The 23,827-nt window shown below is 39.3% G+C and carries 14 protein-coding genes and 1 pseudogene; 9 read left to right on the forward strand and 6 right to left on the reverse strand.

Translation table 11 applies throughout. The features are described from left to right. Positions 1-34 precede the first annotated feature (34 nt). Complete coding sequence (locus V7K60_RS17255; RefSeq protein ID WP_334927147.1) at positions 35-5,704, reverse strand: alpha-2-macroglobulin family protein; 5,670 nt, start codon at positions 5,702-5,704, stop codon at positions 35-37. Positions 5,705-6,200: 496 nt separating this feature from the next. On the opposite strand from V7K60_RS17255, the gene pbpC reads away from it, so the two are divergent. Beyond that, on the forward strand, positions 6,201-8,540 hold the full coding sequence (pbpC, locus tag V7K60_RS17260; protein WP_334927074.1) for a penicillin-binding protein 1C: 2,340 nt from the start codon (positions 6,201-6,203) through the stop codon (positions 8,538-8,540). Between the two features lie 36 nt (positions 8,541-8,576). Here pbpC and V7K60_RS17265 read toward each other — a convergent pair whose 3' ends face one another. Together V7K60_RS17265 and V7K60_RS17270 are read right to left on the reverse strand one after the other, a co-directional pair. Beyond that, positions 8,577-10,181: a sensor histidine kinase gene (locus V7K60_RS17265; protein ID WP_334927075.1), complete on the reverse strand. Its 1,605-nt coding sequence runs from the start codon at positions 10,179-10,181 to the stop codon at positions 8,577-8,579. Between the two features lie 46 nt (positions 10,182-10,227). Next, complete coding sequence (locus V7K60_RS17270) at positions 10,228-10,731, reverse strand: hypothetical protein (RefSeq protein ID WP_334927076.1); 504 nt, start codon at positions 10,729-10,731, stop codon at positions 10,228-10,230. A gap of 251 nt (positions 10,732-10,982) precedes the next feature. Between V7K60_RS17270 and V7K60_RS17275 the strand changes: the two genes are divergently transcribed. The 7 genes and pseudogenes from V7K60_RS17275 (at position 10,983) to V7K60_RS17305 (ending at position 16,584) form a co-directional block, all read left to right on the forward strand. Further along, positions 10,983-11,195 (forward strand): hypothetical protein, encoded by a 213-nt coding sequence (locus V7K60_RS17275; RefSeq protein WP_334927077.1) that lies wholly within the window; start codon positions 10,983-10,985, stop codon positions 11,193-11,195. 119 nt (positions 11,196-11,314) lie between these two features. Further along, a pseudogene (locus tag V7K60_RS17280) lies at positions 11,315-11,487 on the forward strand (nitrilase-related carbon-nitrogen hydrolase); the annotation flags it as partial. 103 nt (positions 11,488-11,590) lie between these two features. Next, entirely contained in the window at positions 11,591-13,009 is a 1,419-nt protein-coding gene (locus tag V7K60_RS17285; protein WP_334927078.1) for an aldehyde dehydrogenase family protein, read from the forward strand. A gap of 91 nt (positions 13,010-13,100) precedes the next feature. Further along, complete coding sequence (locus tag V7K60_RS17290; RefSeq protein ID WP_334927079.1) at positions 13,101-13,547, forward strand: DUF3598 family protein; 447 nt, start codon at positions 13,101-13,103, stop codon at positions 13,545-13,547. A 117-nt stretch (positions 13,548-13,664) separates the two neighbouring features. Next, complete coding sequence (hisS, locus tag V7K60_RS17295) at positions 13,665-15,053, forward strand: histidine--tRNA ligase (RefSeq protein WP_334927080.1); 1,389 nt, start codon at positions 13,665-13,667, stop codon at positions 15,051-15,053. A gap of 203 nt (positions 15,054-15,256) precedes the next feature. Further along, positions 15,257-15,895 (forward strand): Uma2 family endonuclease, encoded by a 639-nt coding sequence (locus tag V7K60_RS17300; protein WP_334927081.1) that lies wholly within the window; start codon positions 15,257-15,259, stop codon positions 15,893-15,895. Between the two features lie 113 nt (positions 15,896-16,008). Beyond that, positions 16,009-16,584, forward strand: coding sequence for a TMEM175 family protein (locus V7K60_RS17305; protein WP_334927082.1), 576 nt, complete (start codon positions 16,009-16,011; stop codon positions 16,582-16,584). Positions 16,585-16,596: 12 nt separating this feature from the next. Here V7K60_RS17305 and V7K60_RS17310 read toward each other — a convergent pair whose 3' ends face one another. Further along, positions 16,597-17,790: an MFS transporter gene (locus tag V7K60_RS17310; RefSeq protein WP_334927083.1), complete on the reverse strand. Its 1,194-nt coding sequence runs from the start codon at positions 17,788-17,790 to the stop codon at positions 16,597-16,599. A 561-nt stretch (positions 17,791-18,351) separates the two neighbouring features. On the opposite strand from V7K60_RS17310, the gene V7K60_RS17315 reads away from it, so the two are divergent. Then, entirely contained in the window at positions 18,352-21,204 is a 2,853-nt protein-coding gene (locus V7K60_RS17315; RefSeq protein ID WP_334927084.1) for an ATP-binding protein, read from the forward strand. 187 nt (positions 21,205-21,391) lie between these two features. Here V7K60_RS17315 and V7K60_RS17320 read toward each other — a convergent pair whose 3' ends face one another. Both V7K60_RS17320 and V7K60_RS17325 read right to left on the reverse strand, forming a co-directional pair. Next, positions 21,392-22,879: a hypothetical protein gene (locus tag V7K60_RS17320; RefSeq protein WP_334927085.1), complete on the reverse strand. Its 1,488-nt coding sequence runs from the start codon at positions 22,877-22,879 to the stop codon at positions 21,392-21,394. Between the two features lie 21 nt (positions 22,880-22,900). Next, positions 22,901-23,632: a class I SAM-dependent methyltransferase gene (locus V7K60_RS17325; protein ID WP_334927086.1), complete on the reverse strand. Its 732-nt coding sequence runs from the start codon at positions 23,630-23,632 to the stop codon at positions 22,901-22,903. Positions 23,633-23,827: the final 195 nt, after the last annotated feature.

The following is a 23,827-nucleotide window of genomic DNA, read 5'->3' on the forward strand; positions in this document are numbered from 1 at the left end:
CATTTATAAATTCCCTTTCTTACATCTTAAGTTGTCACGACTTATCCTCAACCACCAATGTAGATTCAGCAGTACGCCCAAATTCTTCTGGTGCATATTGCAAGTGAACTTCAGCACCAGGCCAAGAAAATGTACCAGGAGTAACAGAACGGACTAAGTAGTGCAGGCTATAAACTCCTGGTTCCAAGTGGTCGGCGTAGGCGATAATGCGATCGCGGTAGATATTTCTAAAGCCAAGTTCCCAGCTATCAGCTTTTGCTTGTAATGCAGCAGTAGCAGTTTGAAAACTCGCATCCACCGCCTCAAAACCTGATGGTAAGGGATCTTTAATCACCAGATGATCCACAGGATGATCGGCGATGATTTCTAAATCAATATCAAACACCTGTCCAGAGGCTAAAGTCAAGGGTTTATCGAAAGCATAAAGACCTGTTTTTTGCAAAACTTTTTCTTTATTTCCTTGACTAATTTCTCGTGTTATGCGTAGTCCGTTAAACTTGCCTGGTTGATTACCTTGCAAGCGATAATTATAAGCAACTAGATAGTGCAAAGTGCCATTACCTGATTTTTGCAGCGTTAAATCATTACGACCACGAGGTAATTTATTCATCGGTAGATTTAGCTGTAAGCTAGGATTTTGGTAGCCATTAAACCGATTTTCTCCTAACTTATTACCAGGTAATTCCACTGTGGCAACAAAATTAGGCGGTGTGGATTGCAGTTGGCTATATTCTACTAAAGCTGTTAAAGCTTGGGCATTATTATAGTTAGTTTGCCATGTACCATCGCGTCGCAGTGCCAAAAGACTCTGGAATAACTTATCTATAACTTCTGGTTTACTTTGTTTGGCAATAAATAAGCGTAAAGCTTGCGCTTGCGTCGTGGTAGATGAACTCATCCATCCCCAACTGCTGGGTAAACTTACAACTGCTGTGCGGCCAGTTTCATAGATATTCTGTTGCAGCTTGTTCACTAATTGCTGAGATTCATCTTGCCAATCTGGAAATTGAGATAAGTATCGTGCTAGTTTAATTTGAGTTGCTACATCAAAATTATTGCGTTGTTCATAAATATCTGCAAGGAAAGTATTGCGTTTGTCTCCCAATTCTGCTAGAGCGATTAAAGCATGAAGTTGCAGTTGCCTTTTACAGAGTAATTGTTTGCAAAAGTCGTATTCTCCAGGGTTTGCTAAAACTTTTTGCAGATAAGCTTTCAGGCGAGATACCATTGCATAATCGACTAAATTAGGAAATACCTGACTGGCTTTAGCCAAAGATTCTCCTGTATAAGAAGAAACCCAAGGGTCGGATTTTTCTTGTCCTGGAAAAGCGGCAAAACCACCATCGGCTATTTGAAGCTTTTGTAATTTTTCAATTGCTTGATTAGCTTGTTGGCTAGGATTAAATTCTGCAAAGTTCTGACCATATTTTTTAGCAAGAGTTTGCAGATTCGCCGCAATTATTAACTGACTCGCCGCCGGTTCTGTAAACGGTAAATCATCATCTTCTAAAACTTGTTTTGCTGGTGCTTTAATTTCTGGTATCAAAGTACTCGCCAATTGAATATCTAAACCTCCTGCATCAGGGAAGGTATTTTTATCGACATTTAGGGGAATTTTCACCTGTTTTTCAGTGACACCAGATTCAACGACTTGTTCTGTAATTTCAATTGGCTTAATTTCCAAAGGTACTTCAAAAGCATCTGTGGCTGTACCATTTAGCTGAGTATTAAAGCGAACTTTCCCAACTCCCACACTATCCGCCACCATTGGAAAGCGATAAGCGTGAGTTGCGGATTCAGCTTTGGTTTGCAAAGAAGTTGCTGTGGGGTTTTTATCAGCAAACTTCACCGTACCGCTAAGTTTGCCATTAATTGAGAGATTTCCTGTATTCCCAGTGTTGTTAGTTACAGATAAACCAGCGAGAATGCGATCGCCTGGACGGGCAAATTGTGGCAAAATGGCATTAGTTAGCAGTGGCTTGGTGCTGATAAACGTCGCGTCCCCATTCCCGAAACGCAGATTTCCATCGGTGGCGACAGCCATCACTCGCCATGTAGTTAAGTCATCCGGGAGTTTAAAGGTTATCTGTGCATTACCATTTGCATCGGTAAGGACAGAACCGTTGTAGTAAGCTAAGGGTTTAAAATCGGTGCGAGTGCGAGTATTGGCTGCACCAGTTGAGAAACCACCGCCATAACCCCAACCTTTCGGTTTAGCTACATCTTGTGCTTGTAATATGACATCTGGGCGATTATCGCTAAAGCGGGTAGATATTGGCTGTTCTGCATAAACTGTATCTACCAAATCTGGCGGACGATAACCAGAAAGTTGTAACACCGCCTCGTTTACCACCATGACTGTAAACTGTCCTTTGGTGGGGTTTCCTTGATTATCCTTCAATTCTAGCTGTACCATTTCTTCTGCACCAGGTTCTAATGATGCTTGCACTGGCTTAACTTGCAGTTTTAAATACTTATCTTCCAAGTTAACTTTAAAAGGTGTAAAACCAATCTTCACCAAGTTATCTAAACTTCCCGCTTCCACTTGGTTTATGGGTTTACCTTGTCTGATTAACACAGCTTCAATGGCTGCGTTTGGCAGCATTTCTGGGGTGACTTGAAACTGAATTTGTGGTGCGCCTCCCTGAACTTTAATAATCTGCTGATAAAGGGGTTTATCTTTAATCACTGCAAAGTACAATTCTGCATCTGGATAGGGAGATTGAATTAGGGCAGTAGCAGTTTCACCAGGTTTGAATTCTTTTTTATCTAATTTAACTTCTAAAATATCTTCTTCTCTAGAACCCCAAAAGACTGGATTTTCTCCAGTTGCCCAAATTTGTAAATCTGTAGCACTTAATTCACCTTTAGCATCGCTAAAATTAACTCTAATCCGATATGAAGCAGATTCCGGTGCTGTTAAATTCACTGATTGCGGATTACTCGCAGATGTAATTTCTGCTTGTCCCACTGTTTTATATTCAACTTGATTTTTTGGTGTTCGGCTACCTTCCACTAACTGCGTGACGCTGCTATATTTAATCTGTTGTAATTCTAGATGCACCCGTTGACCTGTGATTGGTTTTCCTGTAGGGTCAGTAACAATCACTTCAATGGGAAAAGGTTTACCAGCATCAGCGATGAAATTACTTTTTAACCCAATGAGGCGATTACTTGGTAAGGCTGTAAATGTTTTGGAATTCGCTACAGACAGATTAGAAACATCTGCAACTTGTACATCCACTTGGTAAGTCATCGGATATGGTAAATCATTAGCCACATTCACAGTTTGACTACTTTTACCATTAGCATCTAGTTGGGCATTAGTTTGCAATACATCACTAGATATAGTAGGCGTTTCCTCTGGCCATAACCATTGCCTACCAAAAGTAAATCCTTCCCAATCTTTAGGAACAAAATCAGCCTGCTGACGAGTGATAAAATATTTTGCTTCTCCACCTTCCACAGGCGCACCAAACAAATAATTGCTTGTAGCATTAATATTAACTTTCTCATCAATGTATGCAAATTCTTTATCTAAGTTGAGTTCGACTTTAAAATTGGGTGGCTTAAACTCAGCTACCCGAAATTCTCCAGAAATTTCTTGCCCATTTTTACCTTTCGCCTCGATTGTATAGTAGCCTAAGCGCTGAGTAGTTTTGATTGGTAGTTCCAGAGAAAAACTGCCAAATTCATTTGTAGTTTGCGTACCTAAGCTGGTTTTTTGTCCATCAGGATTTACCAAAGTTAATTGGTAAGCAGCATTTTTATCTTGCTGAATTACACCATTTTGTAAATAGTCTGCAAAACCAGTTAACCAAGCATTTTCGCCTGGTTGATATAACTGTCTATCTGAGAAAATTACCCCACGTGATTCTGGCTTACTATCTTGCCAACCTGCGTCAATACCGTAGCCATAAACACCGCTATACTCTTCAGTTCTAGCGAAGGCCCAATCTTGATTTTCACGGGCAATTACTAATAGTTGTGGTGATTTACTAGAGCTTTCATTGCCAGAATAACATTGCTGTAATCCTTCACGAACAATTCTAAAAATTCCATTTTCATCTGTTTTACCTATTGCACAAGGTAAAGGTTCTGGACGAGATTTTGCTTGTAATTTTGATTGATAAATTTCGATAGCGCCATTTTTAACTGGCGAACCATCTGTAAGATGATTGATGCGAATTAACCCTGACTCAGGAAACCACTGAGTAAATACGCCCAAATTTGTCAATTCAACTAAGCCATAAGTCGTAGGTTCGCGCCACAGTTCCTTACCATTCTCTTGATATTTATTAGTCCGGGCTTGGACTCCATAAGCTAACATTCCCGTAGCTGCACTTATTTTTTCTCGGAGAGGAACAGCAATATCAACTGATTGATTTTTTTTACCCGATACCTTAAAGCTTTGCCATTCAGAAGGTTGTGGTAATAAATCACTGCTATTATTAAAATAAACTAAATCTGTCGGTTTAACTACTCGATAAGCTGCTTTATATTTAGATTCTGGTAGATTTCCTGTACTAATATTTAACTGTAAATCTTTACTTGTAGGAAAAATATTCAAATCTGATGGTACCCAGATATCCCCAGCTAAATCTCCAGTATCATATTTAAGTGTAACGGGTTTACCCAAAGTTTGCCCAAACTTATCTTTGAGATTTCCGCCGACAGTAATTGTATAAGTCTTGGCAGGTTCTAGCGCATAAGGATTGATTCCGACAATTTTATCTTCATCATTTATTTGGACAATTCTCGAAATCTCTTTTGGTGATGGATTAATAGAAATATTTTCTTTAGCTGAATCTGGCAATAAAACATTATTAAATTCTAGCTGTGGACTACCTTTAATAAATCTTCCAAAAGTTCCCCCTGCATCTGGTTGTCCGTAAAAGTTAATTTTCTGAAATGCCAAAGGCGAATAAGTTGCTAACTTCGTTGCAAATTCTTTCTCTGTAGGCAGATTACCATAAGCAGGACGTATTCCTGGAGAAAATACCAAGCGATAACTGGTTGCTTTTTCCAGATTTTGCTGTGGGACGAGGTTATAAATCCAATTGCGTGCTGAAGGGTCAAATTTTTCTAAAGGGTCTTCTTCATTTTTTAATGGTTTTTCTTCTTTGTTTAATTCAACTCTAAAACCTGTACCTTTATTTTTACCTTCGGGAATTAACTGTATATGTTCTTGGATAGAAGCTAAATCCAATTCGACATTGGAAGTAAACTGTAACTTCTGTTGTAAATCAATTGGCTCAATCTCAGCTTTTTCAATGGGATTTACACCGGGTAAATTAGTTAGGTTGATAGATTCGGTGTTGAAAGTCCAAGGTAAATCTTTGTCTAGGCGATGATTTTTTAAATCCGCTAAACCTGCTTTGAGAGTGACTTGAAATCTTGTCGCTATTGGTAATGCTTTATCAGCTTGAAATCCTACCATGCGCGGTGTTAAAAAGCGAAATTTACCGGGTAAAGGCGGCCAAAGGGCAAATTTTTGTAATATTTTTTGCTGTTCTGGACTATCAAGACTTTCAACTAGGATTAAAGCTTCTTTAAAACGGATGCGGATTTGATTGAGGGGTTTTGCATCTCCAATGGGACTAATTTGTTCAATCCAGTCTGGTAATTTTGGTGGTGTAAGTGGGGATACTGCTGGCAGTTGTTCTTTACTTGAGTTGATACCAAAAAAATTACACCCTGCCATCCCTAATATAAATGTAAATATCAGAATAAACTGTATTGTTTTCTTCCGGCTTAAAGAACGCCTAATTTTTTTTAAATAACCGCCAAAAATGCGAAGAACGCGATAAATTATTTGATGCTGGAAGTGCAGTAAAACTCTGATAATCATCTTTCTAGTAATTAAAAATAAAAAATTTACGAACTATAGCAAATAAAAATTTGCATTCTTTTATAGAATGGGCAATACCAAGACTAATAAAGGACGCAATACGATTAGTTATTTATACCCAAAGATTAGATGTAACGTATGTTTATTTACATAGATAACTAATCTAGTGTTATTGTTCCAAAAATGACTACAAATCTTAACTATAAATAAGTATTTAAATTTCTCAAACATTAATTTACATCTGCTAAGTTAGTAAAAACTAATTATTAAGGATTTGAAATATTTACTGATATAGATGTAATCGCTGCGTCAAGATTAAGGTAGGTTTTCTTGGACAGGGAATTCCCTGATGAAACTAATTTTACGATCGCTACTCAAACTTAAGCACACTAGTAAGATTATCCTGGCTGTGCTGCTAATCTGTCTGGTGGTACGCTTACTCCCTTATTTTGCGCCCATTCGTGCCGCAGATATTGCCCAAAATCAGTTGGCAATGCAATTTAGCGATCGCAATGGTTTACCATTAGGAACATTGCTCACGCGTGACCAAGAGCATACATCAGTAGTACCACTCAATCAGGTTTCGCCCCAGTTTATCCAGGCGATTTTAGCCGCCGAAGATGGCAGCTTTTACCATCATGGGGCGTTGGATGTGAAAGCTGTTATCCGCGCTAGCAAAGAAGCCATCCATGCGAAACGAATTGTTTCTGGTGCTTCCACAATTACCATGCAGTTAGCGCGGATGTTAGATCCAGTGCCCCACAGTTTCTCTGGTAAACTGAGTGAAATTTGGCTATCTTGGCGGTTAGCAGCAGGAATGAACAAAGATGAAATTCTCTCTGCATATATCAATCGGCTGCCAATGGGAGGGAATATATATGGTGTGGAAGCAGCGGCGCGGACTTATTTTTCCATTCCAGCTAGTGAATTGAATCTTGCCCAAGCTAGTTTGTTGGCTGCTATTCCCAATAATCCCACATATTTTAATCCTTATGAGCATTGGGAACGGCTGAAGCAGCGACAAAAATATGTCCTTAATCGGATGGTACAGGAAAAGTATATTAATGGAGCGATGGCTGCGCCAACGTCTGCGACGAACGCAGCCCGAACACACACCGAAAAGGTTGTGTTTCAGTCTCGCCAGCAGGGAATTATCGCTGCACCACACTTTTTATTTTGGTTAGCCAATCAGTTTGATAAGACGCAAACAGAACAAAATTCCCCTATTCTCACGACTATAAATCGCCCTTTGCAGCAGTTTGTCGAAGCACAGGTACAGCAGGTAATTTCTTCCCTAGCCGCTAACAATGTCCATGATGCAGCTGCGTTGGTGATTGATAACCACACTGGTGAAGTTTTAGCTTATGTCGGTTCACCTGATTACTTTAATGAAGCCAAACTGGGACGCAATGATGGAGTGCAAGCACTACGTCAACCAGGTTCTACCCTCAAACCTTTTGTCTATGAACTAGCTTTAGAAAAAAGTGTCATTCGCCCAAATACCATTTTGGCAGATGTTCCTGCCCATTATGCAATTCCCGGCGCGAAACTTTACAGCCCCACAGATTACACCGAAAGGTTTCTTGGCCCTGTGCGGGTGCGAATCGCTTTAGCAAATTCTTTAAATGTACCCGCAGTGCGCGTGTTAGAAAAAGTAGGTGTGGAAACTTTCTTAGAACAACTGCATCAACTGGGATTTGAACACCTCAATCAAACTCCAGAATATTATGGTTTGGGTTTGACTCTAGGCAGTGGCGAAGTCAGTCTCTGGGAATTAGCCCATGCTTACCTGACCATAGCACGACAAGGAGAAGCTACCCCTTTAGTAAGCACATTTTCCAATTCCCCAATCCAAAATCGTTCGACTGAGCGAAGTCGAAGTCCCAAATCTCAAATCCAAAAGCCGACAATTTGGCAATTAATCACCAACATACTCAGTGACAGTCATGCTCGTGCAACAGCATTTGGTGTAGACTCGGTGTTAAATTTACCCTTTCCTGTTGCTGTTAAAACTGGCACTTCTTCCAATTTTCGTGATACTTGGACTGTTGGCTTCACCACAGATTACACCGTCGCTACTTGGGTAGGCAATTTCACTGGCGAACCAATGCGACAAGTTTCAGGTGTGACAGGTGCAGCACCCTTATGGAATCGAATTATGTTACATCTGCACGAACATCAAGAACCAGCAGCTTTTCCATCTCCAGAAGGTTTAGTGCAATTACCTGTTTGTGCAATTTCTGGATTACGACCCACCCCAGATTGTACCTCAGTGGTGCAGGAATATTTTTATCCTGAAGATAAAAGTAATTACGAACGTGACAATCAATTCAATTTGCCACCAGAGTATGATGAATGGTTGGCAAAACAACAGCAGTCAAATTTTACTTCTACCAATTTGAGAATTTTATCTCCGCATCATGGCGATTTATTTTTACTTTATCCTGGTGAAGAAGCAAAGCAAAAACTCGAATTTAAGCTAGTGGGAAAGAAATCTGCACCAGTGGAGTGGTGGTTAAATGGCGAAAAGTTAGATACAAACTCAGCTAATTCTTTATTTTGGAATTTACGTCCTGGTAAGTGGACTTTGGAAGCCAAAAGCGGGGAAATGAGCGACAAAGTAAGTTTTCAGGTGGAGTTAGCTAATATTAAACCTACGCGCCGAGGATTTTCTATTAGTAATAATTGAAATAGCAACGATGGCTCTCTGTCAATGGGTAACTATTTAACGTATCTGCTTGATAGGAATCTCAATCACAAACTCTGTACCCTTACCAGGTGCAGAAATACACTTAATTTTTCCTTTATGTTTTTCCACTATAATCTCGTAACTAATAGATAATCCTAAGCCAGTACCTTTACCGATAGGTTTAGTAGTAAAGAAAGGGTCAAATAATCTAGTTTTATCTTCTTCAGTTATTCCTAAACCATTATCTTTAATACTAATAATTACGCATTCGTCATTTTTCACTTGAGTATGGATAATAATAGAATTCAGCTGTCTTTCAATATCTCCTTTTAAATACTCTACTTCTCGTTGATGTAAAGCATCAATAGCGTTACTGAGAATATTCATAAATACCTGATTTAATCCTCCTGCATAACATTCAACAAGAGGTAAATTATCATAATCTTTGAGAATTGCAATTTCTTGCTGTTTATGATTTTCTTTGAAACGATACTGTAAAATTAATAGGGTACTATTAATTCCTTCATGAATATCAACAAATTTCATTTCTGCTTCATCAAGGCGTGAAAAGTTACGCAAAGTTAGGACAATTTCACGAATACGTTCAGTACCAACTGCCATTGATAATAATATTTTCGGCATATCATCAACAATAAACTCTAAATCTATCTCATTAATTAGATGATTTATTTCTGAGTTGTCACTATAATATTGTTGCTTATACAGTTTAATTAAAGTTAGTAATTGCTGACTATATTCTCTAATATACATTAGATTACCATAAATAAAATTAACTGGATTATTGATTTCATGAGCAACGCCAGCAACTAGCTGACCTAATGAAGACATTTTTTCAGTTTGAATAAGTTGTACTTGAGTGTGTTGCAATTCTTGGAGTGTATTTTGTAGCTGAATATTTTTATGTTTTAATTTTGCCGTTCTCTCCGTAACTTGCATTTCCAATCGATAATTCGTTTCTTCTAAAGCGGCTTGAGCAATTTTTTTAGCTTTTAAGTATTGCTGTAATAAGTGCAATACTAAAAGCCATGCCGGAATCAACATTGCTAAACTTATAATAGACTCCGAAATTGCCCATAAAATTCTTTGATAATATTCATCAACATTCTGCTGTAATTCAAGCGAGATATTATACTTTCTTTTCATCACCCCATCAGCATAAATTTGCTTCTGAGTTTCATATTTGTGGCTGAAAAGTAATTGTTGTGCTGTTTCTTTTTGATTTTTATCAACTAAATCAAAAGATTGATATTCCATTGCAACCAGGCGCTGATTAGCAGCATCAATTCTCTTAGCATCCTCATTTTTATATGCTTTAGGAGCTAGTTGAATCGATTCTTTAATAGCAATATCAAGCTTAGGTTCAAATTGGCGATATCGTTGCTCCCAAATAGTGTTTCCTGTAGCAGCATTCATGCGGGCTGACATAGTTAGTACTTCATCAAAATAAGTAATTTCATCACTTAATCTTTGGAGTTTAAATTCATTTTTAGAAATACTATTGAAGTCATAATATGCTTGCAAATTGAGCCAGACTTGAGGAATGAATAAGAGCAGAGTAAGCAGTACTGTTATAGTTATTAGTTGAGAGGAAGCAAATCTCAGTTTAGAAGGTAGGTGCATTTTAATACTATTGTTTTAGATATATTTTAATTCGGTGTTATCGCTATTAGTACTCTTGTAGAAGTTTAGACTCATCAGTATTAATACCGAAAAAATCTCTCAACAATCCTATATTTTCATTTTGGTAAAGTTCAAAGTTAATTTCATTTATTTGTTTAATTTTAATCTTTCTGCCATAAACAAATCCTAAATTAAAACTCATGAAATCTAACTTTGAAAAATTATAAGGAACTGGATATATAAATTTAGCAAAAAATTGATAGATGAATAAATGTAGTTGATTAGTCTTTAAGTCATTACCCATTGTAAATCCTATTACAAAGGCTTCATCTTGCGAAGAAATCCCTCTATCTAAAAGTATGTGAATATAATCATGATGGAGCAGACTAATTTTTCCAGGTAATGCCACTATGCTATTAGGGTTCTCTAGTAACCAAATGGCAAAAGGCATTTTCGGCTCACCATATAACTTAAATACTAATGTATGTACTTTTTTCAAATTCATTTGAGCTATATCTAGTTGAAAAGCTTTATCTAAATCAAAAGCCATATTCTGTATATTTATAATCAAACAACTAACTTATTAATATTTGTTTTTCTTCTAATTTGTCTATAATTATCAATAAAATTATTTTTATTTTTATAATTAAGTATAGTAAAAATAATTTTACATAAAATTTCAGTATTATCACTGAAGCTTGTGCTAAGGGCAAAAGCATCTAAATGAAGAATCATCGACTGATATAAATTGTTGCAATTCTGCTGTGAAAAAAGATGTTGCTGCAATAGCTCGATCGCACTTTGGTTGATGAACTGTTTCTCACAGTCGATCGCTGGTTAACTTGGGTAGATGCATCTAAACCTGTGCCAGAAGATGCACGCGAGGGTTTAACTGCTCGTGATTTGGCGCTTTGTCGTATCAGTGCTGAACGCAATCCAGGTAATAAATTTGCCGCACAGATGTTTGGCTCAGAATTGACAGATAGACTTGTGCGATCGCATTCTCTAAATTAGTCATTTGTCATTGGTCATTGGTCATTTGTTATGACTCTCAATTTTCCATGTCCACTAATTTAGAATCGTACTGTACTTTAGCATTGCAAGTTACCTGTAATGCAGTCAACCAAACAAGCGATCGCCGCCGACCGTGGTTAAATAATTTACTTGCCCACCAGCGGTTTGAACTATATGCCAAAAGTTACCACCAGTCACACTTTTACCCCGCTAATACTATGCTGGAAAGAGAAGTAGACCGCAAACACAGCAAACCACCATTGAGCGCTTAACCCAATTGGGGATAATTTGAATTTGGGAATGGTACATAGGGCATTGGGCATTGGAATACAAAAAATAATTCCTGCCTCCTGCCCCCTGCCTCCTGCCCCCTGCCCCCTGCCCCCTGCCTCCTAATGACAAAACCAATAGAAGTCCGCAATCCCCGAACTGGCAAATTTGACTACGTAATTATCCCGCCGCCTCCAAGGTTGGTGGTACAGCAATGTAAGCGGACGCGCCGGGCACAAGTTCGCTGGCAGCAGTTGGGTTTAGAAAGGAGAATTGAAGCTTTACAGCAGTGGAAGGATGCGATATTATCTGGACGCGATCGCCTCACGGAAGCTTTGGTAAACGATACAGGAAGATTGTCAACCTCGGTATTAGAAATAGATTCTTTCCTCTCCAGCATCAATCGCTGGTGTCGGTTAGCACCAGAATTGCTGCAAGAATCTGCAAAAAATACAGCCATTCCCTTTATTGCCTTGCAACAAACATCCGTTCCTTATCCCCTAGTTGGAGTAATTAGCCCGTGGAATTTCCCGCTGTTACTATCCACCATCGATACCATTCCGGCATTGTTGGCGGGTTGTGCTGTGATTGTTAAACCCAGTGAAATTGCTCCCCGCTTCGTAGCACCACTCAAAACAGCACTCAACGCCGTTTCTGAATTGCGCGATGTTTTAACTTTTGTCGAAGGAGCAGGCGAAACTGGATCTGTTTTGATTGAAAATGTAGATTTAGTATGCTTTACAGGCAGTGTAGCCACAGGGAGAAAAGTTGCACAAGCTGCTGCAAAACAGTTTATTCCAGCTTTTTTGGAATTAGGAGGAAAAGATCCTGCGATCGTTTTAGAATCAGCCAACTTAGAATTAGCAACCTCAGCAATATTGTGGGGTTCCGTCGTCAACACCGGACAGTCATGCCTCTCAATTGAGCGAATTTATGTTGCAGACTCTATATTTGAAAAGTTTTATCATCAACTAGTAGCCAAAGCACATCGCCTTGAGCTAGCCTACCCTACAGTCGAAAGTGGAGAAATTGGCCCCATCATTGCTGAAAAACAAGCAGCTATTATTAGCGATCATCTCCTAAATGCAGTGGAAAAAGGAGCAGTAATTCATTGCGGCGGTGTCATTGAAGACTTAGGTGGCGGTTGGTGGTGTCGTCCGACAGTACTTACCCAGGTTAATCATTCCATGAAAGTGATGACCGAAGAGACTTTTGGCCCAATTATGCCAGTAATGCCTTTTTCCACAGTTGAAGAAGCAGTCTCTCTAGCGAATGACTCAATTTATGGATTGAGTGCTGCTGTGTTTGCCTCAGAATCCGAAGCTTTAGAAATTGCCCAACAGATAGATGCAGGTGCTATCAGTATCAACGATGCTGGACTCACCGCCATCATGCATGAGGGAGAGAAAAATGCCTTCAAATTCTCCGGTTTGGGAGGGTCACGCATGGGTGCGGCAGCGCTAAAACGATTCATGCGAAAAAAAGCTATTTTGATCAAAACTAACGATACTAATGACCCTTGGTGGTTTGATAACAAAGAATAGTGAAGGGATAATGGAGAATTGATAACCGGAAAAATAAATACTAATGACAAATTAGCTGCTCTAATAAAGTATGTACAAACAGGAGTTTAATATGTCTATAATTAAAACAGAAATGCCCATGATGGCCCGTCATGAAGGAGAGTGGTCGGGTTCTTACACACTGGTTGATACAGAAGGAAAAATCTTAGATAAATATACTTCTCATTTAAGCTGCCAATTTATCGAAAATCCTCCCTATTCCTACCACCAAATAAATCGCTACAAATGGCCTAATGGTAAACAAGAGGAACACCATTTTCCTGGTTTATATCGAGATAAAAAAGTGTGGTTTGACACCGAACGTCTTGAGGGTAATGCCTGGGAAGTAGACGATGCAACTATTATGTTTCGATTTGCTTTTAAGAACGCTCCGGGTGCTTACTTGTATGAAGTGATTTTTCTCAGCCCTTGCAATAACTATCGTTTCCGCACCTGGCATTGGTTTAAGAATGATCAACTCTACCAACGTACATTGGTGCAAGAAGAACGGATAAAATAGACATAGTAGTAAAACGTTTGTAAAGACTTAGCAGTGCTACGTCTTTACAAACGTTTGAGTAATTAAGCAGACATGATATAACTCTCATCTCAAATCTCAACTTAGTAAGGTACATGCATGGCCAAAGGTGACAAAATAAACTTTTTTACCCCTAGCGGTTTCCCAGAATTTCTTCCTAGTGAAAAGCGTCTAGAATTACACTTGCTAGATATCATCCGTAGAGTTTTTGAAAGCTATGGATTTACGCCCATCGAAACACCTGCTGTAGAACGTTTAGAAGTGCTGCAAGCTAAAGGTAATCAAGGCGACAATATCATTTATGGAATTGAACCCATATTGCCACCAAATCGCCAAGCCGAGAGAGATAAATCAGGCGAAACTGGTTCGGAAGCAAGAGCTTTAAAGTTTGATCAAACAGTTCCTTTAGCGGCGTATATTGCCCGTCACCTGAATGAATTAACCTTTCCCTTTGCTCGTTATCAAACCGATGTAGTTTTTCGGGGAGAACGCGCGAAAGATGGGCGTTTTCGTCAGTTTCGTCAGTGCGATATTGATGTAGTTGCTCGTCGTGAACTCAGCTTGCTCTATGATGCTCAGATGCCTGCAATTATCACTGAGATATTTGAAGCAATTAATATTGGTGATTTTCTGATTCGCATCAATAACCGAAAAGTTCTTACTGGTTTCTTTAAATCATTGGGAATTGCCGAAAATCAAATTAAATCGTGTATTGGGATTGTTGATACTCTAGAAAAGATTGGTGAAACTAAAGTAAAACAAGATTTAGAGAAAGAAGGAATTTCAGCCGAACAGGCGCAAAAAATTATTGAATTTATTAAAATTGACGGTTCGGTTGATGAAGTCTTAGATAAGCTCAAGCACCTCGCCGAAAATCTGCCAGAAACCGAGCAATTGAGCTTAGGAGTTACCGAATTAGAAACGGTAATTGCTGGGGTGCGTAATCTCGGAGTTGCCGAAAACCGTTTCTGTATTGATTTATCCATTGCCCGTGGTCTTGATTATTATACTGGCACAGTTTACGAAACAACTCTATTAGGACATGAAGCTTTAGGTAGTATTTGTTCTGGCGGTAGATATGAAGAATTAGTCGGGGTATTTTTGGGTGAAAAAATGCCTGGTGTAGGTATTTCTATTGGCTTAACTCGTTTAATTAGTCGCTTGTTAAAAGCTGGAATTCTTAATACCTTAGCTGCTACACCAGCCCAAGTGATGGTAGTGAATATGCAAGAAGATTTAATGCCCACTTATTTAAAAGTTTCTCAACATCTGCGTCAGGCGGGAATTAATGTCATAACTAACTTTGATAAGCGTCCTTTGGGTAAACAATTTCAATTAGCAGACAAACAAGGAATTCAATTTTGCGTAATTATTGGTTCTGAAGAAGCAGCAGCACAAAAGTCATCACTCAAAGATTTGAAAACAGGCGAGCAAGTAGAAGTACTACTAGAAAATTTAGCTGAGGAAGTTAAAAAAAGGCTTACTTAATAGTTTACTTATAAAGTAGCAACTGTCTATTGCAATCTGCCTCATATACCCTACTTATTTGGAAGTCCTTTATGAGTTTGTCGGATGTCCCTAATCTTTGGGTTCCTTTAGCACTTTTAGGTTTAATTGTTATAGCTGCTGTATTTTTCAGCCGCAGCAATTGATATTTAAAGTATTACAGTTGAGGTGGAGGTATCAGTTCTATGTTCGCTGTTGTCACACCTGATACAATCCATTTGCCCCCAGGTGCGGTAGTACGCCTACTCGGAAGTTGGCAAGATTATCAAGCATTGAATGAACAACTAGGCGATCGCTCCTCTCCTCGTATTAAGTATCGAGATGGAGAAATTATTTTGATGGCACCGCTACCAGAACATGGGCGTAAAGTAAGTGTAATTGCAGATGTAGTAAAAGTTTTGCTCGATCATCTGGGACGAGAATACGAGGCATTTACCCCAATCACAATGGAATTACCACAGGAAAGTGGTATAGAACCAGACTACTGTTTTTATATTGAAAACTGGGAGGCAATTGCAGGTAAAAATCGCATCAATTGGGGCGTTGATCCATCACCTGATTTAGTAGTGGAGATAGATATCACCAGCTACACTGATGTGAATGACTACCTACCTTATCGAATACCAGAAGTTTGGTTGTTCAGGAAGAACCAGCTTGTGATTTACAGATTGCAAGACGATCGCTACACTGTTGAAACCAGTAGCCGTTATTTCCCCAACATTAATGTGTCAGAGGTAGTCACAGAGTCTCTAAAAATTGCCTACGAGCGTAATACTAGCGCCGCTATTCGGGAATTACGGCGGAAATTAGCGAGTGAGAATTAAATATTTTGCGTTGGCGTAGCCCGCCGAAAATCTTCATTAATGGCGACTACTTGGTACGATAAAATACAGAATGTCATAACTTACTTTCAAGTAAATAGAAAAGGAATGCGTACATGGGAAAAGGGAGATTAGAAGCATTCAGCGATGGGGTTATTGCCATCATCATCACCATTATGGTGCTAGAAATCAAAGTGCCGCATGGATTCGATTTAGCTGCGCTACGTCCACTAATCCCGGTATTTCTCAGCTATGTGTTGAGTTTTATTTATATCGGCATCTACTGGAACAATCATCATCACCTACTACAAGCAGTCCGACACGTTAATGGCCGTATCCTTTGGGCTAATCTGCATCTGCTGTTTTGGTTATCGCTAATTCCCTTCGTCACTGGCTGGATGGGCGAGAATCACTTTGCCGCCATACCAGTTGCCTTTTATGGTACGGTGTTGTTGTTGGCTGCGAGCGCTTACTTTATCCTTACCCGCACCCTGATTTTTTCCCACGGCAAGGATTCGACTCTAGCGATCGCAGTCACTGGAAACTTTAAGGAAAAGATATCGCTGGTATTCTATGCTCTGGCAATTCCACTTGCCTTTGTGAACTCATGGTTTGCCTGTGCATTATACGCTTTAGTCGCGATCATCTGGCTGATTCCTGACCGTCGAATTGAGAAGACTCTCACTTCCTAAACGAATTACGAATCACCTACAAGTGCAATACCTAAACACAAAAAATATCAAAACTGCAAAACCAGTTGCAGCATAAAACACACTACTAATTCCGCCAAAACCGAAGGCATAACCCATCAATAAGGGCCCTAATGTTTGTCCTAATCCATAGAATGTCCCATTTACCGATATAATCGTCGCCAAATATTCTCTTGGTGCTAAATTTGCTAAAAGTGTTTGGATGCTAGGAAAATTAATACCAAGTCCAATCCCAAAAATTGTACTCGGAATTAATAGTAACCAGATATTTGACACAAAGGGAACTATTAACATCCCTAAAGCATAAAAAACATAAGATGCACTAATTAAACTTGTGGCGGGAAATCTTCTCGCTAATCTACCTAACTGGGAGGCTGTGATGGTAATTGCTAGGGAAACACTAGAAAGTAGCAATCCAATAATGGTGGGCGGCGCTTTGAAGGTATCGTTAATTAGCTGTGGTAAATATGTGACATAAGCACCATAAAGGAAAACAAAGTTAGCAGCACTGGCAATAAAAAGTCCAAATAGCTGACGATTTTTCAGAACTTTTACGGCATTGCTCAAATACTCTTTGAGGTTGCGATCGCCTTTTGGTTCGGGATTCTTAAGTGCAAACAATACCAACAACCCAAGAGGTATTGCTAATATGGGCAACATGAAAGGATAATACCAGCCCATTGTTGCTAATGCGCCACCGATTATTGGATAACTTGATGTGCCGATGCTGCTAATACTGGCATTGTAACCCATTGCAGTAGTCCGTCTGTCTCCGGTGTATAAATCACCGATTAAAGTGATACTTAGAGAAAGCAAAGAAGCAGCACCAATTCCTTGCAGCAAACGTAACCACAGTAATAAATTAAAATCACGGGCAAAGGCGCAAGCTGTACCAGCTATGCCAAATATAAATAGTGAAGGAACAATAATTCTCTTTCTGCCCCATCTATCGGCAAGAATACCAATAACTGGCCCTAAAATCAGAGATGGTAATGTAAATGCTGTAATCAATAAACCCAAATTTTTCGGGTTAATATTTAAGTCTTTAGCTAACTTAGGAAAAGCCGGAGTCACGCTAGAAACGCCGATAACAGCAATCAATACAACTGCACAAATAATCTGAAAGTTTAACTCTAAATAAATAGGTTTTTGGTCTTGAAAATGGTTACGATCTTTTGGTGAATTCATATTATTTACCATGTATACAAAGCCAGACAATTAAGTTAATAGTAATTCTGTATGAAGATGCACTTTATAAAATCCCCCTGCTGGCTCCTCTTAAAAAAAGGGGGTAAAATATATTGCAGCTTCATAAAGAAACAGTATAAGCCTCAAAGTCATGTAAATCTAAGTATTCTTTCCAAGAATGAAAATACAATAGTTTGTAACTCAGTGAGGCATAGAACTTAGGTCTCAAAACCAAATATACAGTCTGTTGGACTCTTGACTATTGGAACTTCTAAGCAAAAGAAGTCAGAAGCTCCAGAGTTATCTGTAAAATGTGGTGTATCTCCAAGAGTTCTCCTACAGTCCTACAAAATACAAAAAACCGAGATATTCAAAGCAATAGATACAGCTATCCCAGTAAAAGTAATCAAACAGGCAATGCTTCTTTTAGAAGGTTGTGGATAATTACCGATCAAAATAGTCATAATATGAGCTAATCTTGAAGCTTTCAGCATTTTCACCCTTATTCCAACAAATAAAAATATGTTATTTAAACACTTGTAGTGTCATTTTTAATTAATTATGCCTACCCAGTCAGTTTTGGGTGTGGAAAAAAATTACAAATCAGTCATGAAGCTTCCGCGTTCCTTAACTGCTATTGAAACTTTTGGCTTTGGTTTGTCTGGCTTACTTTCATGGTTTACCTCTGCACCATTCATAACTTCTGGGCTAGGAATACAAGCCTTGTTTGTGTGGATACCAGCAACGATTATAGGTGTAATGCTGTGCTTTCAAGTGCAAGCGTTGGGCAGGCAATGGCCGGATGTGTCAGGAGGAACACCTAATTACACCAGCAGACTGCTGAAAAATTTTCCGCTTTTAGGACGCTACGCAGCACTAGGATATTTTGTTGGTTGGGTTTCATTTCCGATCAACGGTGTCATTCTTACAGAATTGATTAAAGTTCAGCTTGAACCTTGGGGCATTCATTGTCCAGAGATGGTGATGAAAATTGGCTTCACACTACTTCTATTCAGTATCGCGTTTAGTGGTACACGCGCTTTGGCGATTCTGCATTTATGTTTTATTATTCCAGCAGTAGGATTAGTGCTTCTGTTTTCTGTTCAAGGCATAGGCTGGTTAGCGTTTTCGCCACAAAGTCCTGGTTTGTTTGCTGGCAGTTTGCCTAGTTTTTCGGCTGTTGAATGGCCGAAGTGGTTTTTCTTCGCCGTTTATGCTGTTTATAGTGTTGAAACAGGTGCGGCGTTTGTAGCGGATAGTCAAAAACCCCATCAAACTTTACGTTTATTATCAGTAGCTGGTTATTTAATCGCTATCATTTCTCTGTGTGGCTCTTGGGTGTTGATACGTTTAGCTAGTAACCCAGAGTTAGAAGGCGATTTATTTAAGACTTTTGTAGCAGCTTCACCTTTTTGGGGCCAGGCAGCTTCATTAATTGTAACGTTATTGATTTGCTCTAGTTGCCTTCTTGGTGCTGCTATCGGGGTAGCGAATACTCCTCGTATTTTGTACCAACTAGCTTTAGACGGGTATATGTCTCCAGTCTTTACAGTTGTTTCCCGTCAAGGGGTATTGCAACCTAGCCTAATATTTGCCTTTATATTTAGTTTGTTTTATTTACTTTCGAGCGATCTTAATAATTTAGTGATAACTATCACTATTAGCTATTTGTTATGTATTATCACATTCCACTTTGGGCTATGGTTAAACCGTGGAGAGCCTGGAATACGATGGCCTTGGTTATCCTTGGGCTTTTGTTTTGTGGAGATAGTAGCTTTAGTAGTTGGTGGTTTAGCCTGGAGGTGGCAAAACTTAGCTGCTGGGCTACTGTTACCTATGATAGTTTTAGTAGCTGATGCGGCTATCCGGCGAATTCCTTTTGCACCTTTCGATCTTAGATGGTGGGTACAACGTCGACAATCATACAGTACTCAGATTAAAGATTTTGTCGGGTTTCAGGTAGGAATTTTAGTAGCATTAATTTGCAGTACTGCCACTATTATCTGGGTAGTTAAGGAGCAGTTTGAAAAACTCCCTAGTGGTGCAGATAAAAATCTTTTTTTCATTCTGCTGATGGTAATCTCATTTATGGCAGTGGCGATCGCTTGTTGGACTACTTTACCACAAATTGCATCGATTGCTGAAGCGCGCGAAGTGGCTGAAAGTCGCTTCATTACTGCCTTAGATACTGTCCTAGATACAGTTTTAGTGCTAGATGAAAATGGCGTAATCACTCAAGCTAACTCGGCTGCTGAAGCATTATTAGGAATAAATGTCAATCACTTGCTGGAGCGTCATCTTGATGATTTTTTTCCGCAATTAGGTGATACCCCTGCTTTTTGGCAAAGCAGAAGTGAGCAAATCTTACAAAAATCCCCAGAAGATAAGCAAATCATTGAAACAACGATTTCACACAAAATCAATCACCAGCGCCAAGAATATATTGTTTTCTTACGGGATATTAGCGATCGCAAGCAAGTAGAAGCAACTTTGCGCCAGCAAGCGGTTGAACTGGAAAAAACTTTACAAGATTTACAGCACACCCAAGGACAGCTAATTCAAAACGAGAAAATGTCTAGCCTCGGTCAACTTGTTGCTGGTGTGGCACACGAAATCAATAACCCTGTTAATTTTATCCACGGGAACCTCACTCATATTGATAACTATACCCAGGATCTAATTAGTTTAATCGAGCTTTATCAAGATGTCTATCCAAATCCAGTACCAGAAATTCAAAATTTGATCGCAGAAGTTGAACTTGATTATCTGTTAGAAGATATGCCCAAAATCCTTTCTTCAATGAAAGTCGGTACTGAGCGTATCTGCGAAATTGTGCTTACCTTACGCAACTTCTCTCGACTGGACGAAGCAGAGATGAAACCTGTCAACATTCATGAGGGAATAGATAGCACACTGTTAATTTTGCATAATCGTTTGAAGACAAAATCAGAACATCCCGTGATTGAGATTTACAAAGAGTATGGAGAATTACCAACCGTAGAATGTTATGCCGGACAATTGAACCAAGTATTTATGAATATTCTTAGTAATGCTATTGATGCGTTAGACAAGTACAACGATGAAAGAACAGTAGCAGAAATCAAAAACTACCCTAGTAAGATTATCATTTGTACTAAAGTATTAAATCCTGATTGGATAGCTATCTCTATTCAAGATAATGGCCCTGGAATCAGCGCAAGTGTTAAACAGAAGCTATTCGATCCTTTCTTCACCACAAAACCCGTGGGTCAAGGCACGGGTTTGGGATTATCTATTAGCTACCAAATTGTAGTGGATAAACACGGTGGCAAGATAGAGTGTATTTCTGAGTCAGGACAAGGGGCAAAGTTTTGCATTGAAATACCGAGTAAATCAGTATATATTGCCAAGAAAGGCAACATTAGTACTCTTTAATCTAGTTTGTTAAGATAATAACTCTTTTTCACTTTCAATAAAGAAAATCTGAAATCCTTGATTGAAATAACTTTATTTCATTGTTAATTAAATGAAATTTATTTTTAATCTAAAGTCCAAAATTTTCATGCAATCAAATTCCCAAAAATCATAACTATTTTTTCTTGCCACGCACAATAGGAATGACCTAAACCTTATACACCACCCATTGAAGCTTCTTATATTCTACAGGTGAGAACTTTTCTTTGAAGCTAAACAATCCACTTGTTTCCGAACCACCTAAATTTAAATAGCGATATCCTGCTTTTTGCAGGAGCCGACAGCATTCCACAATCAAGTACTCTGAAAGGTTAGGAAATTCTTGATGCAGGGTGATACTAGCATAAAGCCCCACTGTATCATCACTTACAGGCTCCATAGCAAAGAAAGCCGCAGCCTTACCACCAATCCGAATCAACCGTGAGAAGTACATTTTGCCGTTGTTGCCCAGTGGGGGGTAATGAATAATGTTGTCATAGTCTGAGGTCTGGGAGATGTGCAACTGCTTGATATCCAAATAGTCAAAGAACTTATTGACGATATCATGTGCTTCAGCAGCATTCTCTTCGCCGAGAAACTCAGATGTGGTTTGCTCTCCAAACTTAGAGCAGAAGTAGCGATAGTTGGTCTTAAGACCACTGCGTTGATGCACCTTTACCTTTTCCAAAACAGCATTGACATCAAGGATTTGTTCAGCAAAGGTATCATCTTCTTCCATAGCTTGGGCGTGCCAGGGATAATCCTCGATTGGTGAAAAGCCAATGCCTAAAAGGCGATCGCGTTCTTCTGTCGTTAACTTTTTCACGAACACAGGAACGCCACTTAGCTCTAATAAATGCCGACATAAACGCAGTAAGCTCTCTGGATCGAATTCTCCCATCGGGTTAACAACATGGAAGTGCCAGTTACCTCCGAGTGAGAAGCGATTACCAATACCGATACCAGCTAGCATCCGACCATCAAAGTACTTCAGTCCGAGGCGATCTGGCCCGAGTCCATTAGCTGCTTGGCAGACATAATAAAAGCTGTTACCGTAAGTCTGCGTTTTGTCTAATAGGCGAAAATCTCGAAACAGCTGCCGATCTTTGCCACTAATGTAGCTGACCCGACCGCCAAATCGTTTGATTATTCGTTCAGCTAGCAGATCCTTTGCTTCCAGTGTGTTGCTTTCTGTAGTTGGAATCTCTGCTTGTTCCCACATACAAAGAAACTGTTTGCGCTGTGCGTCAGCAAAGGCAAAATCTTGCACTACTAATACCTGAGCCGGAGAACCCCAAAGAATTGTGGCGACCTTATCGCCGTAGACACAAATAGTAGTGGGATTAAAGAAATGCTCTGGAATCCAACGATGTTGGGATTTGGAGTCTTTAAGGGTGAAAGCATCACCAAACCGGGTAAGTACTCGTGTTTCAATCCCTTGAGCTATTAGTTGACGCCAACGAGAAACAATGTTGTCTGGATCGAATTCCATAAAACGACGCTCATCAACACCACTGAAGTAAACTTCACCCCCTGTATTACCAAGGGTTTGGTGAATATCGTCAAGCACAGTCTGCACCACATTATTCCCTTCAAAGGTAGACATTACAGAAGGCCGATTTCCTAGTTCAGCCTTGATAGGTAATACTCCGGTCATGGGTAAAGTTCTCCTTTTTTTTTAGTTAGTACGTTTCTTAAGCGAATAAATCACCCAACATGGATGCTCGAGTTCACTCACCCAGGTAAAGGGTTCGTTCCCTTGAGCGAGAGGTCGTTGCGCTTGAATGACCTCAAACCCCGCCTGCTCAAACGCAATTCGGTAGTCTCGATCCGTCCAGTAGTAGTCATATAAGACTATCTCTGTTCCCCGAATCGAGACTCGAACTCTTTCCCCTGACTGAAGGCTATGATTCTCTGGAAAATCATTTTGAAACGACAGCCAATCATGGGAGTAATATTCCTCTGAACAAGTCACGACGATCGCCATGCCATCATTTTTTAGTAGGCGATCGCACTCTCTGAGTGTTTCTATCATCTGAGGAATGGAGGAATATTCGAGCAAGACAAAACTTTGAAAAATCAGATTAAAGTTAGCATCTGCAAAAGGCAACGGCAATGCATCAATCAAATAGTATGTTCCAGTTGGATCGATTTGATGAGCTTGGGCTAACATTTCGGCATTGATATCAACACCGATCGCATCCCATCCCAAGGACTTGAGAAACCGAGTCGATCGCCCTGCTCCACACCCAAAATCTAGAGCTAGTAAACCGTAAGCAGGGTTTTGAATACGTTGGGGAATATTGGCGAACGCAAGATAATATGTCCCTTCAATTCCTAAGTTGGAATACTGTTCTGAAAATCTTTGGTATGCATGGGTCTGCTCGTGTGCAATTTTAATAACTGACACAAAAATATCTCCGAAATATTTGAAACTTAGTAATAGCTAGCAAATCTAAAATTTACATAAAGAATACGTAACTTGTGTATTTATTGAAATATAAAACGATAATACTAAAAAGTATTGCCCAAAGTTAATTATTATTTATATTAACTAATATCTTATTAAAAATTATTGAAGTTGAAGTAAGTAATATACTTAAAT

The organism is Nostoc sp., assembly GCF_036917555.1.
Taxonomy (GTDB): domain Bacteria; phylum Cyanobacteriota; class Cyanobacteriia; order Cyanobacteriales; family Nostocaceae; genus Nostoc.